17 protein-coding genes are annotated in these 19,764 nt (G+C 68.3%); 9 read left to right on the forward strand and 8 right to left on the reverse strand.

All coding sequences use genetic code 11. The features are described 5' to 3' along the window. Positions 1–76: 76 nt before the first annotated feature. From DPV79_RS20330 to DPV79_RS20370, 9 genes are all read left to right on the forward strand, one after another. On the forward strand, positions 77–1,384 hold the full coding sequence (locus DPV79_RS20330) for an NAD(P)/FAD-dependent oxidoreductase (protein WP_113046324.1): 1,308 nt from the start codon (positions 77–79) through the stop codon (positions 1,382–1,384). Beyond that, entirely contained in the window at positions 1,381–2,235 is an 855-nt protein-coding gene (locus tag DPV79_RS20335; protein ID WP_113046325.1) for a DUF1365 domain-containing protein, read from the forward strand. The genes DPV79_RS20330 and DPV79_RS20335 overlap by 4 nt, the downstream gene beginning before the upstream one ends. Further along, the gene (locus DPV79_RS20340; RefSeq protein WP_059488458.1) at positions 2,232–3,449 is read left to right on the forward strand and encodes an SAM-dependent methyltransferase; all 1,218 of its coding nucleotides are present in this window, start codon (positions 2,232–2,234) and stop codon (positions 3,447–3,449) included. The genes DPV79_RS20335 and DPV79_RS20340 overlap by 4 nt, the downstream gene beginning before the upstream one ends. Before the next feature lies 1 nt (position 3,450). After that, positions 3,451–3,984, forward strand: a complete 534-nt coding sequence (locus DPV79_RS20345; protein ID WP_059488456.1) for a chalcone isomerase family protein — start codon at positions 3,451–3,453, stop codon at positions 3,982–3,984. A gap of 367 nt (positions 3,985–4,351) precedes the next feature. Next, positions 4,352–4,600 (forward strand): CsbD family protein, encoded by a 249-nt coding sequence (locus DPV79_RS20350; RefSeq protein WP_060196332.1) that lies wholly within the window; start codon positions 4,352–4,354, stop codon positions 4,598–4,600. 52 nt (positions 4,601–4,652) lie between these two features. Further along, positions 4,653–5,024, forward strand: a complete 372-nt coding sequence (locus DPV79_RS20355; RefSeq protein WP_048022763.1) for a hypothetical protein — start codon at positions 4,653–4,655, stop codon at positions 5,022–5,024. Beyond that, positions 5,024–5,335: a hypothetical protein gene (locus DPV79_RS20360; protein WP_048022765.1), complete on the forward strand. Its 312-nt coding sequence runs from the start codon at positions 5,024–5,026 to the stop codon at positions 5,333–5,335. The genes DPV79_RS20355 and DPV79_RS20360 overlap by 1 nt, the downstream gene beginning before the upstream one ends. A 231-nt stretch (positions 5,336–5,566) precedes the next feature. Further along, on the forward strand, positions 5,567–5,821 hold the full coding sequence (locus tag DPV79_RS20365; protein WP_021160949.1) for a GlsB/YeaQ/YmgE family stress response membrane protein: 255 nt from the start codon (positions 5,567–5,569) through the stop codon (positions 5,819–5,821). Between the two features lie 86 nt (positions 5,822–5,907). Then, the gene (locus DPV79_RS20370) at positions 5,908–6,939 is read left to right on the forward strand and encodes an extracellular catalytic domain type 1 short-chain-length polyhydroxyalkanoate depolymerase (protein WP_226190813.1); all 1,032 of its coding nucleotides are present in this window, start codon (positions 5,908–5,910) and stop codon (positions 6,937–6,939) included. Between the two features lie 109 nt (positions 6,940–7,048). Here the strand turns inward: DPV79_RS20370 and DPV79_RS20375 are convergent, their stop codons facing one another. The 8 genes from DPV79_RS20375 to DPV79_RS20410 form a co-directional block, all read right to left on the reverse strand. Next, complete coding sequence (locus tag DPV79_RS20375; RefSeq protein ID WP_113046326.1) at positions 7,049–7,696, reverse strand: glutathione S-transferase family protein; 648 nt, start codon at positions 7,694–7,696, stop codon at positions 7,049–7,051. 128 nt (positions 7,697–7,824) lie between these two features. After that, the gene (locus DPV79_RS20380) at positions 7,825–10,986 is read right to left on the reverse strand and encodes a multidrug efflux RND transporter permease subunit (protein ID WP_113046327.1); all 3,162 of its coding nucleotides are present in this window, start codon (positions 10,984–10,986) and stop codon (positions 7,825–7,827) included. A 21-nt stretch (positions 10,987–11,007) separates the two neighbouring features. Next, a complete protein-coding gene (locus DPV79_RS20385; RefSeq protein ID WP_048022768.1) occupies positions 11,008–12,369 on the reverse strand; it encodes a TldD/PmbA family protein in 1,362 nt (453 codons plus the stop codon). Further along, the gene (locus DPV79_RS20390; RefSeq protein WP_059488445.1) at positions 12,369–13,820 is read right to left on the reverse strand and encodes a TldD/PmbA family protein; all 1,452 of its coding nucleotides are present in this window, start codon (positions 13,818–13,820) and stop codon (positions 12,369–12,371) included. The genes DPV79_RS20385 and DPV79_RS20390 overlap by 1 nt, the downstream gene beginning before the upstream one ends. Continuing rightward, the gene (locus tag DPV79_RS20395; protein WP_113046328.1) at positions 13,813–15,456 is read right to left on the reverse strand and encodes an ABC transporter ATP-binding protein; all 1,644 of its coding nucleotides are present in this window, start codon (positions 15,454–15,456) and stop codon (positions 13,813–13,815) included. Before DPV79_RS20395 ends, DPV79_RS20390 begins: the two co-directional genes overlap by 8 nt. Continuing rightward, positions 15,456–16,568 carry an ABC transporter permease gene (locus DPV79_RS20400; RefSeq protein WP_027787338.1) on the reverse strand — a complete coding sequence of 371 codons (1,113 nt, stop codon included), beginning with the start codon at positions 16,566–16,568 and terminating at the stop codon, positions 15,456–15,458. Before DPV79_RS20400 ends, DPV79_RS20395 begins: the two co-directional genes overlap by 1 nt. Beyond that, positions 16,522–17,574, reverse strand: a complete 1,053-nt coding sequence (locus DPV79_RS20405) for a microcin C ABC transporter permease YejB (RefSeq protein WP_027787337.1) — start codon at positions 17,572–17,574, stop codon at positions 16,522–16,524. The genes DPV79_RS20400 and DPV79_RS20405 overlap by 47 nt, the downstream gene beginning before the upstream one ends. A gap of 13 nt (positions 17,575–17,587) precedes the next feature. Beyond that, positions 17,588–19,528, reverse strand: coding sequence for an extracellular solute-binding protein (locus DPV79_RS20410; protein ID WP_244321783.1), 1,941 nt, complete (start codon positions 19,526–19,528; stop codon positions 17,588–17,590). Between the last annotated feature and the right edge of the window lie 236 nt (positions 19,529–19,764).

The following is a 19,764-nucleotide window of genomic DNA, read 5'->3' on the forward strand; positions in this document are numbered from 1 at the left end:
TCCGCCGACCGCTTTGCTCCGTATCTTGAAAAACCGTTCCCGAGACCGCCGACCCGCCTGACGGAGACCCTTCGCGATGCACCAGCCCTTCACTGCCTTGCCGCCCGGGCGGCGGATCGCCGTCGTCGGCGCCGGCATCGCCGGCCTGGCGAGCGCCTACCTGCTGGCCCGTCGCCACCGCGTGACGCTGTTCGAGGCGGCCGGCTACCTCGGCGGCCACACGCACACCGTCGATGTCGAACTCGACGGCGCGAGCCACCCGGTCGATACCGGGTTCCTCGTGTTCAACGACCGCACCTATCCGAACCTGATCGCGCTGCTCGCCGAACTCGGCGTGGCCGCGCATCCGAGCGACATGTCGTTCTCGGTTTCGATCGACGGCGGCCGGCTCGAATGGGCCGGCAGCAATCTCAACACGGTGTTCGCGCAACGCCGCAACCTGTTCTCGCCGTCGTTCCTCGGCATGCTGCGCGACATCCTGCGCTTCAACGCGTCCGCGCAGCATCACCTCGAAACGGCACACCGCCAGCGTCTGTCGGTCGGCGAGCTGCTCGCCGCGGGCGGCTACGGCACCTCGTTCCAGGAGCACTACTTGCTGCCGATGGCGGCCGCGATCTGGTCGAGCGCGGCCGACGACATCCTGCGGTTTCCGGCGGCGACGTTCCTGCGCTTCTGCCTGAACCACGCGCTGCTGCAGGTCAACGGCCGACCGCCCTGGCGCACGATCGCCGGTGGCGCGCGGCAGTATGTCGAGCGCATCGCCGCGACGCTCGACGACGTACGCGTGAACACGCCGGTCCGCACGATTCGGCGCGACGATCACGGCGTCACGGTGGCGACCGACGCGGCCGGCCATGAGCGGTTCGACGCCATCGTGCTCGCGTGCCACGCGCCGACGAGCCTGCGGCTGCTCGCGGACACCAGCGACGCCGAGCGCCGCGTGCTGGGCGCCGTGCGCTACCAGCGCAACGTCGCGGTGCTGCATACCGATACGGCGTTGCTACCGCGCCGGCGGCGCGTCTGGTCGGCGTGGAACTACCTGAGCCGCCGTGCGGCGCCGGCCGCCGGCGGCATATCGCCCGTGTGTGTCAGCTACCTGATCAACCAGCTGCAGCCGCTGCCTTTCCGCACTCCGGTCGTCGTCACGCTGAATCCAGTCGACGCGCCCGCGCCCGGCACGCAGCTCGGCCGCTACGACTACGAGCATCCGCTGCTCGATCTCGCCGCCGTCGATGCGCAGCAACGCCTGCCCGCGCTGCAGGGGCAGCGCCGCACGTGGTTCGCGGGTGCGTGGACAGGCTACGGCTTTCATGAAGACGGCCTGAAATCCGCCTTGCGCGTGGCCGGCGACTTCGGCGTAAAGCCGGCCTGGGCCACGTCATGAACGCGCCGTTCGCGAGCGACGGCAGCGCCGCGCGGCTGCTCGTCGGGCACGTGATGCACGAGCGGCTGCGGCCCGTGCACCATGCGTTCACGTATCCGCTGTTCCAGATCTGCTGCGATATCGAGCGACTTCACGAGATCGACGGCAACTGGTTCGGCGTCGATCGCTGGCGGCCGTTCGGACTCGCGTCGCGCGACTACGGGCCGCGTGACGGCCAGCCGCTTGCGCCGTGGCTGCGCGCCCGCCTCGCCGAAGCCGGCATTCCGGCCGACGGCCCGATCTGGCTGCAGACGATCCCGCGCCTCTTCGGCCATGCGTTCAACCCCGTGAGCTTCTGGTACTGCTACGACCGCGCGGGTCGCCTTCGCGCGCTGTACGCGGACGTGCGCAATACGTTCGGCGCGCACCACGGCTACTTGCTGAGCGCGAGGCGGCACGCGCCGATCGGGGACGACACCGTCCTCGTCTGCCGCAAGACGTTTCACGTATCGCCGTTTTGCGACGTCGTCGGGACATACGCGTTTCGCGTGCGCCAGCGCGGCGACCACCTGCGGGTCGCCATCGACTACCGCGACGATGACGGTCTGCTGCTGCGGACGGCGCTCGTCATGCAGGCCGGCCCGCTGAGCGCCGCGCGGGCGTGGCGCGCGCTCGCGCGGCAGCCGTTCAACGCGATCGGAGTGATCGTCCGGATCCATTGGCAGGCGCTGCGGCTCTGGCTCAAGCGCGTGCCGTTCCACGGCAGGACGCCCCCTGCCCGGCCGTCCTGCGCCGATGCGCCGCCGCCTCCGTCGGCACGGGCGTCGCCGCCCTGCCGCCCTGCGGTGTCCGACCACGAGGTCCGCCCATGACCCTGCTGCGCCTGTTATCGAACGCATCGCAACCCGCGCTGCCGCTTTCTTCGCGGTTGTTCGTCGCGCTGCTGCGGCGGCTGCGGCACGGCCACGTGATACTCGTGACGCCCGAAGGCGCGCAATACGTGTTCGGCGATCCGCACTGCCAGCCGGCCGCGACGCTGCAGATCCGCGACTGGCGGGCGTGCCGCGCGATCCTGCGCGCGGGCGACATCGGGTTCGCGGAAGCGTATCGCGCACGCCAGGTCGACACCCCCGACCTCGTCGCGCTGCTGCGTCTGGCGATCCGCAACGAGCCGGCGATCGCGCAGACGCTGACGGGCGGGCGCGTCGCCCGCCTTTGGTATGCGCTACGCCACCGGCTGCGGATGAATACACGCGCCGGCAGCCGCCGCAACATCCACGCGCATTACGATCTCGGCAACCGCTTCTACGGGTTGTGGCTCGATGACACGTGGACGTATTCGAGCGCCTGCTTCGACGGCGACGAGCAGCGCTCGCTCGCCGATGCGCAGGCGGCGAAATATCAACGCATCGTCGCATCGCTCGGGCTGCGCGCCGGCATGCACGTGCTCGAAATCGGCTGCGGCTGGGGCGGCTTCGCGATGTACGCCGCACGCCAGGGCATCCGCGTGCGTGCGCTGACGATCTCGGAGGCGCAATACGCGCTGGCGGTCGAGCGCATCGCGCGTGCGGGGCTGTCCGATCGCGTGACGGTCGAGTTGCGCGACTACCGCGACATCGACGGACAGTACGACGCGATCGTGTCGATCGAGATGTTCGAGGCCGTGGGCGAAGCGTTCTGGCCGGTGTATTTCGACACGCTCGGGCAGCATCTGAAGGCAGGCGCGCGGGCGCTGATCCAGTCGATCACGATCGCCGAGTCGCAGTTCGAGGCCTACCGGGCTTCGAGCGACTTCATTCGCGAGTTCATCTTTCCGGGCGGCATGCTGCCGAGCGCCGAGCGCTTCGTCGACGCGGCTGGCCGCGCGGGTCTCGCCGCGGAGCCGGTGCTCGCGTTCGGACTCGACTACGCACGCACGTTGCGCGCCTGGCGGGAGGCGTTCGAGGATCACGTCGACGCCGTGCGTGCACTGGGGTTCGACGAGACCTTCATCCGAACCTGGCGGCTTTACCTCGCCTATTGCGAGGCGGGGTTCGCCGAGCGGCGCACCGACGTGATGCATTTCGTCGTGTCGTCGGCACGCTGACATGAACGCGAGACACCGGGCTGCGATCCTCGCGCTGGCGGCGGTGCTTTCCGCGGCGCCGGAGGCCGGCGCGCGTTGCGTTGACGAGGTCGCGTCGGCACGGATGATCGGCGCCGGCCAATTCTGCGTATTCGGCGTCTGTCTGTACGACGCGCAGCTGTGGGCGCCCCACCCGCCCGCGGGATTCGACACGCCGTTCGCACTTTCGCTCACGTATCGCCACGACGTGAGCGGCGCGCGGCTCGTCGCCACCGGTATGGCCGAAATCGAGCGCCTCGCGCCCGCACCGCTGCCCGCGGCGACCCGCGACGCGTGGCGCGCCGACATCGCACGGGCATTTACCGACGTCGCGCGCGGCGACGTACTCTGCGGCGTCTACCTGCCCGATCAGGGTGCGCGCTTCTACACGAACGGCCGCCTCACGGCCGACATCCCCGATCCGGTCTTCGCGCGCGCCTTCTTCGACATCTGGCTCGATCCGCGCACCCGTGCACAATCGTTGCGCCGCCAGTTGCTCGGCGACACCGCACGTTGACGGCGGAACGCGCAACGATCGCCACCGTCGCGCATCTCACGGATCGGCCCCGGAGCCATTCCGCCATCGCCGAAACCGCCGCCTATCTCATGCTGTCGCGGGCCGGCTTGCTCGTCTGCGTCCCGAGCACCGAGCACCGCGCACCGGCAACGCTGGATCGGCACGTTCCGTGCGGGGCTGCTCGCGGGCGCACACCTGCTGCGCACCCGCGCGCCCCCTCAAATGCACTACGCCGCCCAGTGCATTTGAACATGCCCTGCACGCTGCGCCCCCTCTACACTGAGCCCCGGGATATCGAATGGCGTCACGAATGTGATCCAGCATTGTCCCAATGGTCACGCAACCCGATTGAACGACGAGGTCGATCATGTTCGAAAAGACGGAAGGCACGGTGCAGAAGCTGGCGGGCAAAGCGCAGGAGGCTGTGGGTGACGCCACGGGAAGTGCCGACATGCAGTTCGAGGGAAAAGCGCGCCAGGTGGCCGGCGCGGTTCAGCAAACCTATGGCGAGGCGCTCGAGCAGGTGCGCGACGTTGCCGCAAGCAATCCGATTGCGACGCTGGCGACCGTCGCAGCGGTGAGTTTCATCATCGGCGCAATGTGGTCGAAGCGCTGATCGGCTGTCACGAGCCCGACGGCATGCGTTGAGGTCATCATCGGAGCATGTCATGGTTTTGCTTTCGAGAATCAGGAAATGGCAGGATGTCGCGCAATTCTCGGTCGCGCGTCTGGCCGACTACGCGGGTCTCGCGGCAATCGAATTCGACCTCGCCAGGAAGTACTTCCTGCGCGATCTGATGCTGTATGCGTTGCTCGGCCTGAGCGTGACGTTCGGACTGGCTTTCGTGTGCGTGGCGGCGATCGTCAGCGCCGCACGAACGCCGTATTTGATCGAGACGTCATGGGTCGTCGCCGGGTTCTGGGTGTGCGTGTCGATCGCCTCCTTTGCGGCGGTGCGCATGCGTGACAAACACGGCACGTTTTCCGTCCTGACCGAGGAATTGCAGCGCGACATCCAGACCGCCAGAGAGAGCCTGTGATGAAACGACGAATCTCCGATGGTTCGCCGGAATCGAGGCGGCGTGTCCTGCTGGCCCGCATGGCGGCGACCCGGGCCGAACTGTCCGCGTCGAACCACGTCGTCGAAACGGCCCGGCGAGCGCGTTCCGGCGACATCGCGGACTATCCGGCGATGAAGCTGCCGACCCTCGGCGGCTCGGCCGTCGCGGCCGTCGCGGTGGCGCTGGCCGGTTTCGTGATCCTTGGGCCGCGGCGGATCGTGACGACGGCCGTTCGCGCCGGGCTGGTCGCGTTGATCGGGCGAATGACGCGGGACATGGTGGAGAAGTAAACCGGCGCAGACCCGCGCGAAACGTCCGGGCGAGTGCCGGAGCGGCCGCTTTCACGAGAGGCCCGATCGGCTGACCGGTCCGATTTCTTCGGACCACTTCAATCGTGCTTGACGGCTTCAGGGTAGTGCAAAAACGAGCAGTTCCGTTTCGCGTTCTGTCCTGTTGCGCGGACGGTCGGGCAGATCCCGTTTCACGAATCTGCTATCAATCCAAAGGAGAGGGGAAACATCATGGATGTACATGGTTTGATCGTATGGCTGATCATCGGCGCAGTCGCAGGATGGCTCGCGGGCGTACTCGTCAAGGGCGGAGGCTTCGGCTTGCTGATCGACATCGTGGTCGGCATCGTCGGCGCGGTGATCGGCGGCTGGCTCGCCGGGTTGCTCGGCATCGGCTTCAGCGGCATTCTCGGCTCGATCGTCATCGCCGTCATCGGCGCCGTGATCCTGCTGTTCGTGATCCGTCTGTTCAATCGCGCGGTCTGACGGGGTCTGACGGCCGACCGCGTGTTCTTCGTCACCATCCGGCATGCGACCCCGCGTGCCGCTTACCGATCATGCCGCGAAAACCGGTGAGTCATTGGCTGAGATTGAATCCGTTCGCTTCGCTGCCCAAGAGAACGGCGACGCGGCGCACAGCGGCCCCGCGCACGAAGCCCGCTTCCCGCAAGCAGCCCGCGCTGTCCACCGACGGCGTGTGGGCCCGCTCGTTCTTCTCGTCGCTGCCGGCGCCCGGCCGTTTCGTCAATCACGTCACCTACTCGCTGTATCGTCCGCGAAACGCGCCGCGCCATGGCCCGCTCGTCGTCATGCTTCACGGCTGCAAGCAGACGGCCGAGTCGTTCGCGCTCGGCACGCGGATCGATCGGGCCGCCGATCGTTTCGGCTTCTCCGTACTCTTGCCCGAACAATCGAAAAGCAGGCACCCCCATCGCTGCTGGAACTGGTTCGACCCGCCCGAGCCGACCGCCGGCTCCGACGCGGATGCGATCGCGTCGCTGATCCGGGCGATCGTCAGGCAGCACGCGTTCGATCCCGCCCGCGTCTACGTCGCGGGCATGTCCGCCGGCGCCGGGCTTGCCGCGCAACTCGCGCTGCACGCCCCGACGCTATTTGCGGCCGTAGCGCTTCATTCGGGCGCCGTTTCCGCGGCCGCCCGCTCGTCGCTCGACGCATTGAAGGTGATGCAGTACGGCAGCCGCAGCGACCCGGTGCAACTCATCGATGCGGCCGTCAGCGTGCGGGACTACCCCGGCATGCCGGCACTGATCGTGCATGGCGAACGGGACGGCGTCGTTGCGAAAATCAACGCGGAACAGGCCGCGCGCCAGTGGTTGCGTGTCAATCGTTTCATCGACGCGGAGGGTGAGCCCATCAGCGGTACGCGCACCGTGTCGGATCGAGGCGACCGGCTGGTTATCGACCATCGGCGCAGCGGCCGCTGCGTCGTGCGTGTCTGCATCGTACGCAGGCTCGGTCACGCGTGGAGCGGCGGCGACGCTCGCGTGCCGTTTCACGCGGCGGAGGGCCCGGACGCGACCGCGATGTTGTGGTCGTTTTTCAGATACCGCCGCCGCGACGCTCCGGCGAGCGCGGGCACCTGACGCCGGATATTCGCCGCCGGTCCCACGTCGTTCGAGGCAGGACCGCGGGTATTGCTCAAAACAGACGAGCAGCCCCCCAATCGACTGCTGCGTCACTTTTCAAGAACACTCAAGAAACCGGATTCATCCACTCAGTCAACCCTTCCCGCGCGTTCAACTCGACAAACGTCGGCATCCCGCGAAGGTGCTGTATGTACCTCGCAAGATGCGGCCATGTCGTTGCCGGGCGCGGCATGTTGCGCGTCCAGCGCATGAGCATCAACGCAAGGAAGTCCGCCGTACTCAACCGATTGTTGATCAGGTACGAACGACCGTCGGACAGCAGATTGTCGAGATGCGCCATCGATTCCTCGATTTGCCCCCGCGAAAACGTCTTCACCATCTCGGCGCATCGCGGATCGCCATCCGTCTCCGCATAGAACCAGTTTCGCATCGCAGGCAATACCGAATTGGCCAGATAGACCATCATCTCGAACCACTCGGGACGTTCGGGCGCGCCCGGACGGGGAGCCAGCGACGGCTCCGGATGGCGTTCGGCAAGCAGCATCAGCAAGGCGGCCGATTCGGTCCGCGGTATGCCGTCGACGACCAGCGTCGGCACTCTGCCGGCCGGATTCATCCGCAGGTACTCGGGCGTATGCTGCGCACCCGCATCGATATCGACGAGACGCGTGTCGAACGGCACACCGAGTTCGATCAGCATCCAGTGCACGGCCATGCTGGCCGCACCGGGCGAGTAATACAGAACGTAGGACATCGTTTGAATCCGTCTCCTGGAATTCGAATTGAGCATCGCGCCGTCTGCGAGACGTCCGCACGACGATCGCATTCAATCAACGCAACGCAACGCACGAAATCCACCTGCCGGCACTGCGTGGCACTGCGTCACTCCCCCACCGCCTCAGCCTGACGATCGTCGCGCGTCGCCACCGCCGCACGCCGGCCGCGTCGCCCGGCCGACGCCACGACACGAAACGCCACCGGCGCGAACACGAGCCCGAACACCGTTGCCGCCAGCACACCCCCGAACGCGCCCGTACCGATCGATCGCCGGCTTTCCGCCCCGGCGCCCGTCGCCAGCACGAGCGGCACGACACCGAGCAGGAACGCCATCGACGTCATCACGATCGGCCGGAATCGCGCAGCGGCCGCATCGACCACCGCCTGCCGCAGCGGCACGCCATGACCGGCCAGGTCGCGCGCGTACTGCACGATCAGGATCGCGTTCTTCGCCGCCAGCCCGACCACGGTGATCATCCCGACCTTGAAGTACACGTCGTTCGGCATGCCGCGCACGAGTGCCGCCGCGATCGCGCCGATCATGCCGAGCGGCACGATCGTCAGCACCGACAGCGGAATCGTCCAGCTTTCGTACAGCGCGGCCAGCGCCATGAAGACCGCGAGCACCGACAACCCGACGAGCAGCGGCGTCTGCCGTGCGGCGACCTGCTCCTCGCGCGCCGCATCGACCCAGTCGAAACCGATCCCGGCCGGCAGCGCACCGGCCAGCCGCTCCATCTCCGCCATCGCCGCGCCCGAACTCGTGCCGGTCGCCGCCCGGCCGCTGATGTCGAGCGACGGATAACCGTTGTACCGGTTCAGCATCACCGGGCCGATCGTCCAGTGCGGCGCGGCAAGCGCCGAAAGCGGCACCATGTCGCCGGTGCGGTTCGGGACGGTCAGCGCCATCAGTTGCGCGTCGGTCGCGCGCGCAACCGGGTCGGCCTCGATGATCACCCGCCGCATCCGGCCCGACGCCGGAAAGTCGTTGATGTAGTTCGAACCGAACGTGCCGCCCAGGAGCCCGGCGATCCGCTCGAACGGCACGCCGAGCGCATACGCCTTCGCGCGATCGACATCGAGCTCGATACGCGGCGCGTCCGGCAGGTCTTCGAAATGCACGGCCGAGAGCAGCGGATCCGCCTTCGCACGCTCGGCAAGCTTCGCGCGGGCCGCCTTCAGCGCGTCGAGCCCGCCCCCGCCGCGATCCTCGAGCCGGAACGTGAATCCGTCGGAATGCCCGATGCCGCGCACCGAAGGCGGCAGCGCCGCCTCGACGTCGCCGTCGAGGATCGCGCCGAAACGCGCGTTGAGCCGGTCGCGCAACGCCATCGCGTCGACGTCGCGTTGCGCCCAGTCCTTCAGTTCCACGAACGCCATCCCGACGTTCTGCCCGCTGCCCGCGAAACTCCAGCCGATCACGCTCGTCACGTTCGCTATCGCCGGCTCCGCGCGCAGGATCGCCTCGACACGCTCGACGACCGCGAGCGTGCGCGCCTGCGTGGCGCCCGCCGGCAACTGGATCATCACCTGCAGTTGCCCCTGATCCTCGGTGGGCAGGAAGCCGCCCGGCATCATCCAGTACAGCAGCCCGCATGCGAGCACGAGTGCCGCATAGACGGTCACGACCATCCCGGTGCGGCGCACGGCAAACACCGCGACGCGGCGATAGCCGGATTCGGCGCGCGCGAAGGCCGCACCGAACCGGTCGGCCAGACGCGCGCCGATGCCGCGTCGCGTCGCCCGGCCGGTTCTCCCGTCGTGTCGCGCGACCGGCTTCAGCAGGTTCGCGCACAGCGCGGGCGTGAGCGACAGCGCCATGAACGACGACACCAGCATCGACGCGATCATCGCCACCGCGAACTGCCGGTAGATGCCGCCGACACTGCCCGGGAAAAACGCCATCGGCACGAATACGGCGGTCAGTACGGCAGTCACGCCGACGATCGCCCCGCCGATCCGCTTCATGGCCCGCCGTGTGGCGTCGCGCGGCGATACACCCTCCTCCATCACGCGATGCACGCTCTCGACGACGACGATCGCATCGTCGACCAGGATGCCGATCGCCAGCACGAGGCCGAACATCGTGAACACGTTGATCGACAGCCCGAACGCCCACATCGCGACGAACGCGCCCATCAGCGTGACCGGAATCACGACGGTCGGCACCAGCGTGTAGCGCAGGTCGCGCAGGAACAGCCACATCACGCAGAACACCAGCACGACGGCCTCGACGAGCGTCAGCACGACTTCGTGGATTGCGATCTTGACGAAATGCGCGCCGTCGAAGGGGATCTCGACCGCGACGCCCGGCGGCAGCGTCCGCGACAGCTCGGCGAGCCGTGCGCGGATCGCATTCGACGTTTCGAGCGCGTTGCCGCGCGGGCCGAGCTGGATGCCGACCGTCGCGGCCGGCCGGCCGTTCAGCCGCGAATAAAACGAATAGTCGTCGCGGCCGATCTCGACGCGCGCGACGTCGGCGACGCGCACCGCCGAACCGTCCTGCTTCGACTTCAGCACGATCCGGCCGAACTCCTCGGGCGACGCAAGCTGCCCCTTGACCACGACCGTCGCGGTCAGCTGCTGGCCGTGCACGAACGGCGCGTCGCCGATCGCGCCGGCCGTGACCGTCGCGTTCTGCGCGCTGATCGCCGCGATCACGTCGTCGGCGCCGAGATCGTATTCGCGCAACTTCACGGGATCGAGCCAGACCCGCAGCGCCTCGTCGGCATCCCACAGCTCGGCCGCGCCGACACCCGGCGCACGCTTCAGCTCGCGCAGCACGTAGCGGTTCAGGTAATCGCCGAGCTGCGCGGAATCGCGCGTGCCGTCGGTCGACGTCAGCGTGACGAGCATCAGGAACGTGTTCGCCGCCTTGAACACGCCGATCCCCTGCTGGACGACCTGCTGCGGCAGCCGCGGCTCGACCTGCTTCAACCGGTTGTTGACGTCGACGAGCGCGATGTCCGGATCGGTGCCGGGCGAGAACGTCACGTCGATCTCGAGGTTGCCGTGACCGTCGCTGCTCGTCTCGTAGTACAGCAGCCCGTCGGCGCCGTCGAGGCTTTCCTCGATGACGCTGCCGACGTCGGCATCGACCGTCTCGGTCGACGCGCCCGGATAAGACGCGGTGACCACGACCCGCGGCGGCGCCAGGCGCGGATACTGCGCGATCGGCAATTGCGGAATGGCCAGCACGCCCGCGACGACGATCGCGAGCGCGACGATCCACGCAAAGACGGGACGGTCGATGAAGAATGACGGCATCGGCGAGTACCGGCAGCCGCGCTACAGCGTGAGTTCGAACGCGCGCGCGAGCAGCCCCGGCAGCTGCGCGCCTCCGGTGGCGCGCTCGCCGTACGTGTCGTCGTTCGCGAGCAGCGCGGGCGTCGCGCCGAGCTGCTCGAGCTCCGATCCGAACAGCCGGTAGAAACTGTCGTCGAACCGCATCGCGTCGACCGGCGCGACGATGCGCCCGCCTTCGACCCAGAACGTCGCGAAGCGCGTCATCCCCGTCATCCGGCAGGCGATCGGGTCCGAGAAGTTCAGGTACCAGAGGTTGCCGACGTAGAGCCCCGTGTCGAGCGCGGCCAGCACGTCGGCATCCGCGAGCGTGCCGCCCGCGATCGTCAGCGACTGCGGCGATTCGCCGTTGTCCGCCCCGTTCGGCACACGCCCGTGCTCGCGCGCGGTGCGTGCGCTCACGAGCTGCCCTTCCCCGCGCCCGCCGACGACGAGCGGCACGCTGTCGCGCCGGTAGCCGTCCGCGTTGAACGCCGGCGCGATGCCCAGCGAGAAATCCTCGGTGATCGACACGCGCGGATCGAGCGCGACCTCGCCGGCGTACAGGCGATGCAGCGGGCTACGGGCGCTCGCCAGCGCACGCGCCGAAAAGCCGCTCCAGCCGAGCAGGCTCGTCATCTCGTGAACGGCGTCCGGCGCGAAATACGCGCGATAGCGTCCGGGCGCAAGCGCCTTCGGCGTGCGGCCGAGCACGGGCAGCCGCGCGGCGGCTGCCTCGACGCGGGCGGCGAACGCCGCATCGCTCCAGTCGTCGCCTGCGTAGGCGGTCTTGATCGCCCGTCCGCTCGGGTCGTACAGCGACCAGCTGAAGTTGAAGTTCTCGACCTCGTACCAGCCGCGGCTGCCGGTCGACGACGCGAAGCCGCGCGCCAGCGTGCCACCCGCGTAGAAGCCGACGAAATCGAGACCGCGCGCGCATTCGGCCACGACGCGCGCGAGCCCGTCCGCATCCGGCAGGCGCCCGGTGCGGTGGGTTTCCTGCAGCCACGACGAGGTATCGAACAGCAGGTGCGGATCGTCCGGCGCATCGCGCAGGCCGTCGCGCAGCACGGCCAGCGCGGCGGCCAGTTCGGGCAGGTCGGCCGCCGGATCGCCGCAGACGGTCAGCGCCGAGTGCGCTTGCCGCGCCCCGTCGACGAGCCGCACGGACAATCGCCCCTGCGTGACGCGCCCGGTCTGGCGAATCCTGCCGCCGTTGAAGCGGACGAAGTCGGACGTTTCGCTCGAGAAACCGAGCAGGACGGTTTCGGCCGGCGCCTTCAACCGTTGCGCCTCGTCGGCGAGCCGGGTGAAATGCGCATGCCAGTCGATGCCGGCGCGGCGTGCCATCGGATCGAATCCCGTCATCACGCGCCTCCGAATACGTCGACATCGGCGAACACGCAGGCCGGCGCGGCGTGGCCAACCCGGATGATCTGCGCGGGCTCGCCCTTCCCGCAATAAGGCGTGCCGTAGATGCCGAACGTGCCCGCATCGCCTACCGCGCGCAGGCTGCGCCAGAACTGCGCGGAGATGCCGCGGTAGTTCGGGCGCTTGACGACCTGCGTGAGCCGGCCGTTCTCGATCAGTTGCCCGAATTCGCAACCGAACTGGAATTTGTTGCGGTGGTCGTCGATCGACCAGGACGTGTTGGTGCGCATCAGGATCCCGTGCTCGGTGCCCGCCACCAGCGCATCGAGCGACTGGTCGCCGGGTTCGACGTTCAGGTTCGCCATCCGGTCGATCGGCGCGCGGTTCCAGCTCGACGCGCGCGAATTGGCGACACCCGGCAGGCCCGCACGCTGCTGCGACAGCGCCCCGCCGAGCAGCCGTTCGAGCACGCCGTTGCGGATCAGGTACTGCTTGCGCGCCGGCGTGCCGTCGTCGTCGAACGCGTAGGACGCGGCTTCGGCGGCCGGCTCGGGATCGAACGTGACGTTCAGCAGCGGCGAGCCATACTGATAGTGGCCGACCATCTCCGGCCTGACGAAGCTCGATCCGGCGAAGTTGCGCTCGTCGCCGAGGATCCGGTCGAGTTCGAGCGGATGGCCGATCGATTCGTGGATCTGCAGCATCATCTGGTCGGGCATCAGCAACAGGTCGCGCCGGCCGGTCGGGCAGTTCGGCGCGGCGAGCAGCTGCAGCGCCTCGTCGGCGACGCGCGCGCCGGCGCCGTCGAAGCCGTAGCGCGCCAGCACGTCGATGCCGCCCTGCGCCAGCGTGCCCGATTGACCGAGCGAGCGCGTCTGCGTGTCGCCGTCGCCGTGGGCGACGGCGTGCAGCTCGGGCATCAGGAAGCGGAACCGCTGGTCGATCCGGACGCCGTCGCTCGTCAGGTAACACTGTTCGGTGTCGACGATCATCACGCTCGCCGCGCGCTCGACGATGCGCGCGCCGAGGTTCGCCGCCGCGCATTCGTGCGCGAGACGCTCGATCCATTCCGCGCGCGACGGCAGTGCCGCGTCGACATCGGGCGACGCATACGTGCCGCTCGTCTGCGGGCGCGCGGCCTGGCGATGATCGACCAGCGCCCACGGCGCGCTTGCGCGTGCCCGCGCGGTCGCGATGTCGAGCGCCGCCTGCAGCCCGGCCGGGGACAGGTCGGGCGTCGCCGCATAACCCGCGCCCGTGCCGGCCCGCGCCATCAGCATCGCGCCGCGCTCGCGCGTGCGCGAGAACGGCTGCGCGACGTCGTTGCGCACCGCATGTTCGTCGATCGTCTCGTCGACGATGCGCAGCGACCAGAAATCGGCGTCGCTGCGCAACGCCTGCGCCGCCTGTACGGCTCGGGCGCCCGGCGCCCGGTTCTCGTCAATCATCGGTTCTCTCTTGCCTCTGCTCCGGGCCGTGCGCCGGCGCCGGCATGGACGACGCGAGCAGCGCCCGCGTATACGGATGGGATGGCGCGTGCAGCACGTCGAGCGTCTCGCCCTCCTCGACCACGCGCCCCGCCTTCATCACGATGACCCGATGGGCCATCGCGCGCATCACCGCCAGATCGTGCGTGATGAACAGGTAGCTGAGTTTGTACTTCTTTTGCAGATTCGTCAGCAGATTCAGCACCTGCTTCTGGATCGACACGTCGAGCGCGCTGGTCGGCTCGTCGAGCACCAGCAGTTCCGGCTCCACCGCCAGCGCCCGCGCGATCGCGATCCGCTGCCGCTGCCCGCCGGAAAACTCGTGCGGATAACGCAGCATCGCCTCGGCCGGCAGCCCGACCTCCTGCAGCAGCGCGGCGATCCGCGCCCGCCGCGCGTCGCCGGTCACCTGCGGCCGGTGCACGCCCAGCCCTTCGCCGACGATCTGCTCGACCGTCATGCGCGGCGACAGCGAGCCGAACGGATCCTGGAACACCACCTGCATGCGCCCGTACAGCGTGCGCCGGCCCTGCGTCGTGCGCAGCGACGCGAGCGGCATGCCGTCGATCTCGATCCCGCCCGACGTCGGCCGCTGCAGGCCGAGCACCGCCGACGCGAGCGTCGATTTCCCCGAACCCGACTCGCCGACGATCCCGAGCGTTTCGCCGCGCTTCAGGCTCAACTGCACGTCGTGCACGGCGCGGAACGTCGTCTTGCCGAGCACCGAGCGCCAGCCCTTTGCCGCGATGCGGTAGTCGACGGCGAGTTGCCGCACGTCGAGGATCGTCTGCGCGCCGGCGGCGACCGGCTCGACCGCCCGTTGCGGCGCGCTGTCGAGCAGCCGGCGCGTGTACGGATGCTGCGGCGCCGCGAACAGCCCGGCGGTCGTGCCGGTCTCCACCAGCACGCCCTTCTCCATCACGGCCACACGCTGCGCGAAGCGCCGCACGAGGTTCAGGTCGTGCGTGATCAGCAGCACGGCCATCCCGCGCTCGGCGGCCTCCCGCTCCTGCAGCTCGATCAGCAGGTCGACGATCTGCTGGCGCACCGTCACGTCGAGCGCGGTGGTCGGCTCGTCCGCGAGCAGCAGCCGCGGCCGGCACGCCAGCGCCATCGCGATCATCGCGCGTTGCCGCTGCCCGCCCGACAGCTGGTGCGGAAAACTGTCGATACGCCGCTCCGGCTCGGGAATCCCGGTGCGGCGCAGCAGCGCGATCCCGCGCTCGCGCGCTTCACCCGGGCGCAGCCCCTCGTGCAGCCGCAGGCTCTCGGCGATCTGCTTGCCGATCGTATACAGCGGATTGAGCGCCGTCATCGGCTCCTGGAACACCATCGCGATATCGGCGCCGCGGATCCCGCGCATCTGCTGCTCGGTCTTCGCGAGCAGATCCTCGCCGTCGAACAGCATCCGCCCCGACAGCGTCGCCTGCTGCGCGAGCCGCAGGATCGACAGCGCGGTCACGCTCTTGCCCGACCCCGACTCGCCGACGAGCGCCACGCGCTCGCCGCGGCCGATCGACAGGCTCAGGTCCTGGACGGCCGCGTTCGCGCCGAAATGCGCGGAAAACCCGTCGATCTGCAGCAACGGTCTCGTCATCATCGCCCTCCGCCGAATGCCGAGCCGCGCGTGCGCGTGTCGAGCGCGTTGCGCAGCGCATCGCCCATGAAGGTGAGCAGCAGCAGCGTCACCACCAGCGCCGCGAACGCCGCGATCGAGATCCACCACGCATCCAGGTTGTTCTTCCCCTCCTGCAGCAGCTCGCCGAGGCTCGGCGTCGGCGGCGGCACGCCGAGCCCGAGGAAGTCGAGGCTCGTCAGCGACAGGATCGCTGCGCTCATCCGGAACGGCAGGAACGTGATCACCGGCGTCAGGCTGTTCGGCAGAACGTGGCGCCAGATGATCTGCGCGTTCGTCAGCCCCATCGTGCGTGCAGCTTTCACGTAGTCGAGCGCGCGGTTGCGCAGGAATTCGGCGCGCACGTAGTCGGACAGCACGAGCCAGCCGAACATCGACAGCAGCACGAACAGCAGCCACAGCGACGGTGTGAAGATCGACGCGAAGATGATCAGCAGGTACAGGTCGGGCAGCGCGCTCCAGATCTCGATCAGGCGCTGGCCGACCAGGTCGGTACGGCCGCCGTAGAAGCCTTGCAGCGCACCGGTGAGCACGCCGACCAGCACGCCCGATACCGTCAGCGCAAACGCCATCAGCACCGACAGCCGGAACCCGTACAGCAGCCGCGCGAGCACGTCGCGCCCGAACTGGTCGGTGCCGAGCCAGTTGCTGGCCGACGGCGGCGCCGGATACGGGCGCGACGCGAAATAGTCGATCGTGTCGTAGCGATAGCGGTTCGGCGGATAAAGCGCGAAATTGCCGTGCGACTCGAGTTTCGTGCGGATGTACGGGTCGAGATAGTTCGTCATCGCGGGAAAATCGCCGCCGAACGCGGTCTCCGGATAGTCCTTCACGATCGGGAAGTAATAGTGCCCGTCGTAGCGCACGATCAGCGGCCGGTCGTTCGACAGCAGGTTCGCGCCCAGGCTGAGCACGAACAGCACCGTGAAGATCACGAGGCTCCAGTAGCCGAGCGGCTGTGCGCGAAAGCGCAACCACGTGCGCCGCCACGGCGACGGCGAGGCCGCGCACGCGGCGCATGCCTGGTCAGTGGTCCAGGCGGTTGAACTGGATACGGGGGTCGACGAGGACATAGCAGATATCCGCGATGAGTTTGGTCAGCAGGCCGATCAGCGTGAACAGGAACAGCGAGCCGAGCACGACCGGATAGTCGCGGCGGATCACCGAGTCGTACGACAGTTGCCCCATGCCGTCGAGCGAGAACAGCGTCTCGATCAGCAGGTTGCCATTCAGGAAGGCGCCGACGAACGCGGCCGGCAGCCCGGTGAGCAGCGGGATCGCCGCGTTGCGCAGCACGTGCTTCCACAGCACGTCGCGCTCGGGCGCGCCCTTCGCGCGGGCGGTCAGCACGTATTGCCGGCCGATCTCCTCGAGGAACGTGTTCTTGGTGAGGATCGTGACGATCGCGAAGTTGCCGACGACCGACGCCGTCACCGGCATCACGATGTGCCACAGATAGTCGAGCGCCTTTCCGATCAGCGTCAGGTCGTCGAAGTTGTCGGATGTAAGCCCGCGCATCGGGAACACCTGCCAGAACGTGCCGCCGCCGAACAGCATCAGCAGCAGCACGCCGAGCACGAAGCCCGGCACCGCGTAGCCGGCCAGCACCAGCACGCTCGTCACGGTGTCGAACCGCGACCCGTTGCGCACCGCTTTCGCAATGCCGAGCGGCACCGACACCAGGTACGTGAGGATCACCGTCCACATCCCGAGCGTGATCGACACCGGCAGCTTCGAGCGAATGACCGCCCACACGCTGCGATGCGCGAAATAGGACTGGCCGAGGTCGAACGTCGCATAACTCTTCAGCATCAGCACGTAGCGTTCGAGCGGCGGCCTGTCGAAGCCGAACTGCTTGCGGATCTGTTCGATCTGCTGCGGGTCGACGCCCTGGCTGCCGTGGTAGCCGCCGCCTCCGCCGCCCGCCTCCCCGCCGCGCGCACTGCCGTGGCGCAACTGCGCGAGCACCTGTTCGACCGGGCCGCCCGGCACGAACTGCGTGACCGCGAACGTGATCGTCACCACCCCGATCAGCGTCGGGACCATCAGCAGCAACCGCCTGAGTATGTATGCCAGCATCGTCGTTCCCCCGTCAGGCCGCCGGCGCGGGTTTCGCCGCCGGATGCTTCACGTACCAGTAGTCGATGATCCAGTCTTCATACTGATAGGAGTCCGGCACGATCGCCGGGTGGCCGAGCGTCGCCTTGTACGCGATCCGCGCATTCGGCAGGTAGTACTGCGGGATCAGCGCGTACAGGTTGATCAGCACGCGGTCGAGCGCGTGCGTGGCCGTCTCGAGATCGTCGAGCGTGTCGGCGGCGAGCGCCGCGCGGATCAGCGCGTCGACCGCCTTCGACTTCACGCCCGGATAGTTCTCGGAGCCCGGCTGCGACGCGGCCGCGCTGCCGAAGCGGCGCGTCAGCTCCGCACCCGGGATCGTCACGGGCAGGTAGATGTACGTCGTCATGTCGTACTCGAAGTTGTCGAGCCGCTTCAGGTAGACCGCGCTGTCGATCTCGCGCAGGTACGCGTGGATGCCGAGCATCGCGAGCGCCTGCGTGTACGGCAGGATCAGGCGGTCCATGCCGGGCTGGTCGTCGATGATCTCGATCGTCATCGGCGTGCCGTTCGCGTCGCGCAGCGCGCCGTCGCGGTAAAACCAGCCCGCCTGCGCGAGCAGGTCGCGCGCCTGCTTCAGGTTCGCGCGCAACGAGTCGGGCGGCAGCGTCGACGGTTGCCGGATCATCGGGCCGAATACCTCCGGGGGCAGCGTCGAGCGGAACGGTTCGAGCAACGCGCGCTCCTTCTCGCTCGGCATGCCGGTTGCCGCGAACGGGCTCGCCTCCCAGAAGCTGTTGGTGCGGCGATACTGCCCGTAGAACATCATCCGGCTCATCCAGTCGAAGTCGAACGCCAGCGCGAGCGCGTGCCGCACCCGCACGTCCCGGAACATCGGCTTGCGCATGTTGATCAGGAAGCCCTGCATCTGCGCGGGGCCGTCAGGAAACTCGCCGCGCTCGAGCATGCCGTTTCGGAAGTTCTTGCCGACGTACTTGCGCGCCCACTGTGTCGCGCTGTATTCCATGCGCGCGTCGATGTCGCCGGCCTTGAATGCCTCGAGCGCCGTGTACTGATCCAGGTACAGCTTGAACGACACGCGCGCGAAGCGGAACATGCCGCGTCGTGACGGCAGGTTCGCCGCCCAGTAGTGCGGGTTGCGCACATAGACGATCTGCTTGTCGTTCTTGCGCTGCTCGATCAGGTACGGGCCGCTCGCGATCGGCGGCACCGTCGCGATCTGGTCGAACGGCGGCCGCGTGCCGTCCGCACGCATGCCCCACTTCGGCGAGAACACCGGCAGGTCGCCCGCGATCAGCGCGGCGTCGCGCTCCGCGTGCTTGAACTCGAAGCGCACCGTGTGGCCGTCGACGACCACCGCGCGCCTGATGATCGAGAACTGCGCGTTGTACAGCGGCGAGGCCTGCGGGCTCGTCAGCGTATCGAACGAATACCTGACGTCGGCCGCGGTGATCGGGTCGCCGTTCGAGAAGCGCGCGGCCGGATCGATATGGAACGTCGCCGACAGCCCGTCGGGCGCGACCTCGACGTCGTCGGCGATCAGCGCGTATTCGGACGCGAGCTCGTCCCAGCTGCGCTGCATCAGCGTGTCGAACATCAGGTTCTTGATGTCCGGCGCAGGCGAGCCGCGCACGAGAAACGGGTTCAGCGAGTCGTAGCTTTGCGCTTCGTCGTAGTTTTCGAAATCGAGCGTGCCGCTGTCCGGCGCGTCCGGATTCGCGTAGTCAAAATGCGTGAAGCCCGGCGGATACTTCGGATGGTCGTATTGCGAGATCGCCGGCACGGCGAGCGCGGCCTGCAGCATGACGCCGCCCGACACGAGCCACGCGGCGCACGCAAGCAGCGCGGCGCGTGTGGCGGCACGTATCCGCGCATGCGTGCGCTTCAGGCACTGAAGGCGCTTCAGGTGCGAGTGGCGCGGCACGCGTGCCCGTCGCCCAATCAACAGTCTCATGGTCGGTCTGTCCGGAAGCGTGCGGGCGCGCTGCCTGCGCACGGTCGATGCCTGTGCCGGACGCCGCATGCCGGCCGCGTCCCGCGTGTGGTTCGTGCTGTACACGATCGGATCAACTGCGCCGCCGCGCGCCCCGGTTGCGGGACGTCGTGGCGCCAGGCGAAAAAAGGCCGCCCCGAAAAGGGGGTAGTGGACGTGGAGCGGCCTGTCCAAAGCCTGTCAGCGCATCGCGATCG

The organism is Burkholderia reimsis (genome assembly GCF_003294055.1).
GTDB classification, from domain to species: domain Bacteria; phylum Pseudomonadota; class Gammaproteobacteria; order Burkholderiales; family Burkholderiaceae; genus Burkholderia; species Burkholderia cepacia.

Coding starts and splice junctions, on each gene's coding strand:
- DPV79_RS20395 (WP_113046328.1), bottom strand. CDS start 15,456: ATGACGAGACCGTTGCTGCAGATCGACGGGTTTTCCGCGCATTTCGGC.
- DPV79_RS20340 (WP_059488458.1), top strand. CDS start 2,232: ATGACCCTGCTGCGCCTGTTATCGAACGCATCGCAACCCGCGCTGCCG.
- DPV79_RS20385 (WP_048022768.1), bottom strand. CDS start 12,369: ATGACGGGATTCGATCCGATGGCACGCCGCGCCGGCATCGACTGGCAT.
- DPV79_RS20375 (WP_113046326.1), bottom strand. CDS start 7,696: ATGTCCTACGTTCTGTATTACTCGCCCGGTGCGGCCAGCATGGCCGTG.
- DPV79_RS20330 (WP_113046324.1), top strand. CDS start 77: ATGCACCAGCCCTTCACTGCCTTGCCGCCCGGGCGGCGGATCGCCGTC.
- DPV79_RS20380 (WP_113046327.1), bottom strand. CDS start 10,986: ATGCCGTCATTCTTCATCGACCGTCCCGTCTTTGCGTGGATCGTCGCG.
- DPV79_RS20410 (WP_244321783.1), bottom strand. CDS start 19,528: ATGAGACTGTTGATTGGGCGACGGGCACGCGTGCCGCGCCACTCGCAC.
- DPV79_RS20400 (WP_027787338.1), bottom strand. CDS start 16,568: ATGTCCTCGTCGACCCCCGTATCCAGTTCAACCGCCTGGACCACTGAC.
- DPV79_RS20390 (WP_059488445.1), bottom strand. CDS start 13,820: ATGATTGACGAGAACCGGGCGCCGGGCGCCCGAGCCGTACAGGCGGCG.
- DPV79_RS20365 (WP_021160949.1), top strand. CDS start 5,567: ATGGATGTACATGGTTTGATCGTATGGCTGATCATCGGCGCAGTCGCA.
- DPV79_RS20345 (WP_059488456.1), top strand. CDS start 3,451: ATGAACGCGAGACACCGGGCTGCGATCCTCGCGCTGGCGGCGGTGCTT.
- DPV79_RS20350 (WP_060196332.1), top strand. CDS start 4,352: ATGTTCGAAAAGACGGAAGGCACGGTGCAGAAGCTGGCGGGCAAAGCG.
- DPV79_RS20355 (WP_048022763.1), top strand. CDS start 4,653: ATGGTTTTGCTTTCGAGAATCAGGAAATGGCAGGATGTCGCGCAATTC.
- DPV79_RS20335 (WP_113046325.1), top strand. CDS start 1,381: ATGAACGCGCCGTTCGCGAGCGACGGCAGCGCCGCGCGGCTGCTCGTC.
- DPV79_RS20405 (WP_027787337.1), bottom strand. CDS start 17,574: ATGCTGGCATACATACTCAGGCGGTTGCTGCTGATGGTCCCGACGCTG.
- DPV79_RS20360 (WP_048022765.1), top strand. CDS start 5,024: ATGAAACGACGAATCTCCGATGGTTCGCCGGAATCGAGGCGGCGTGTC.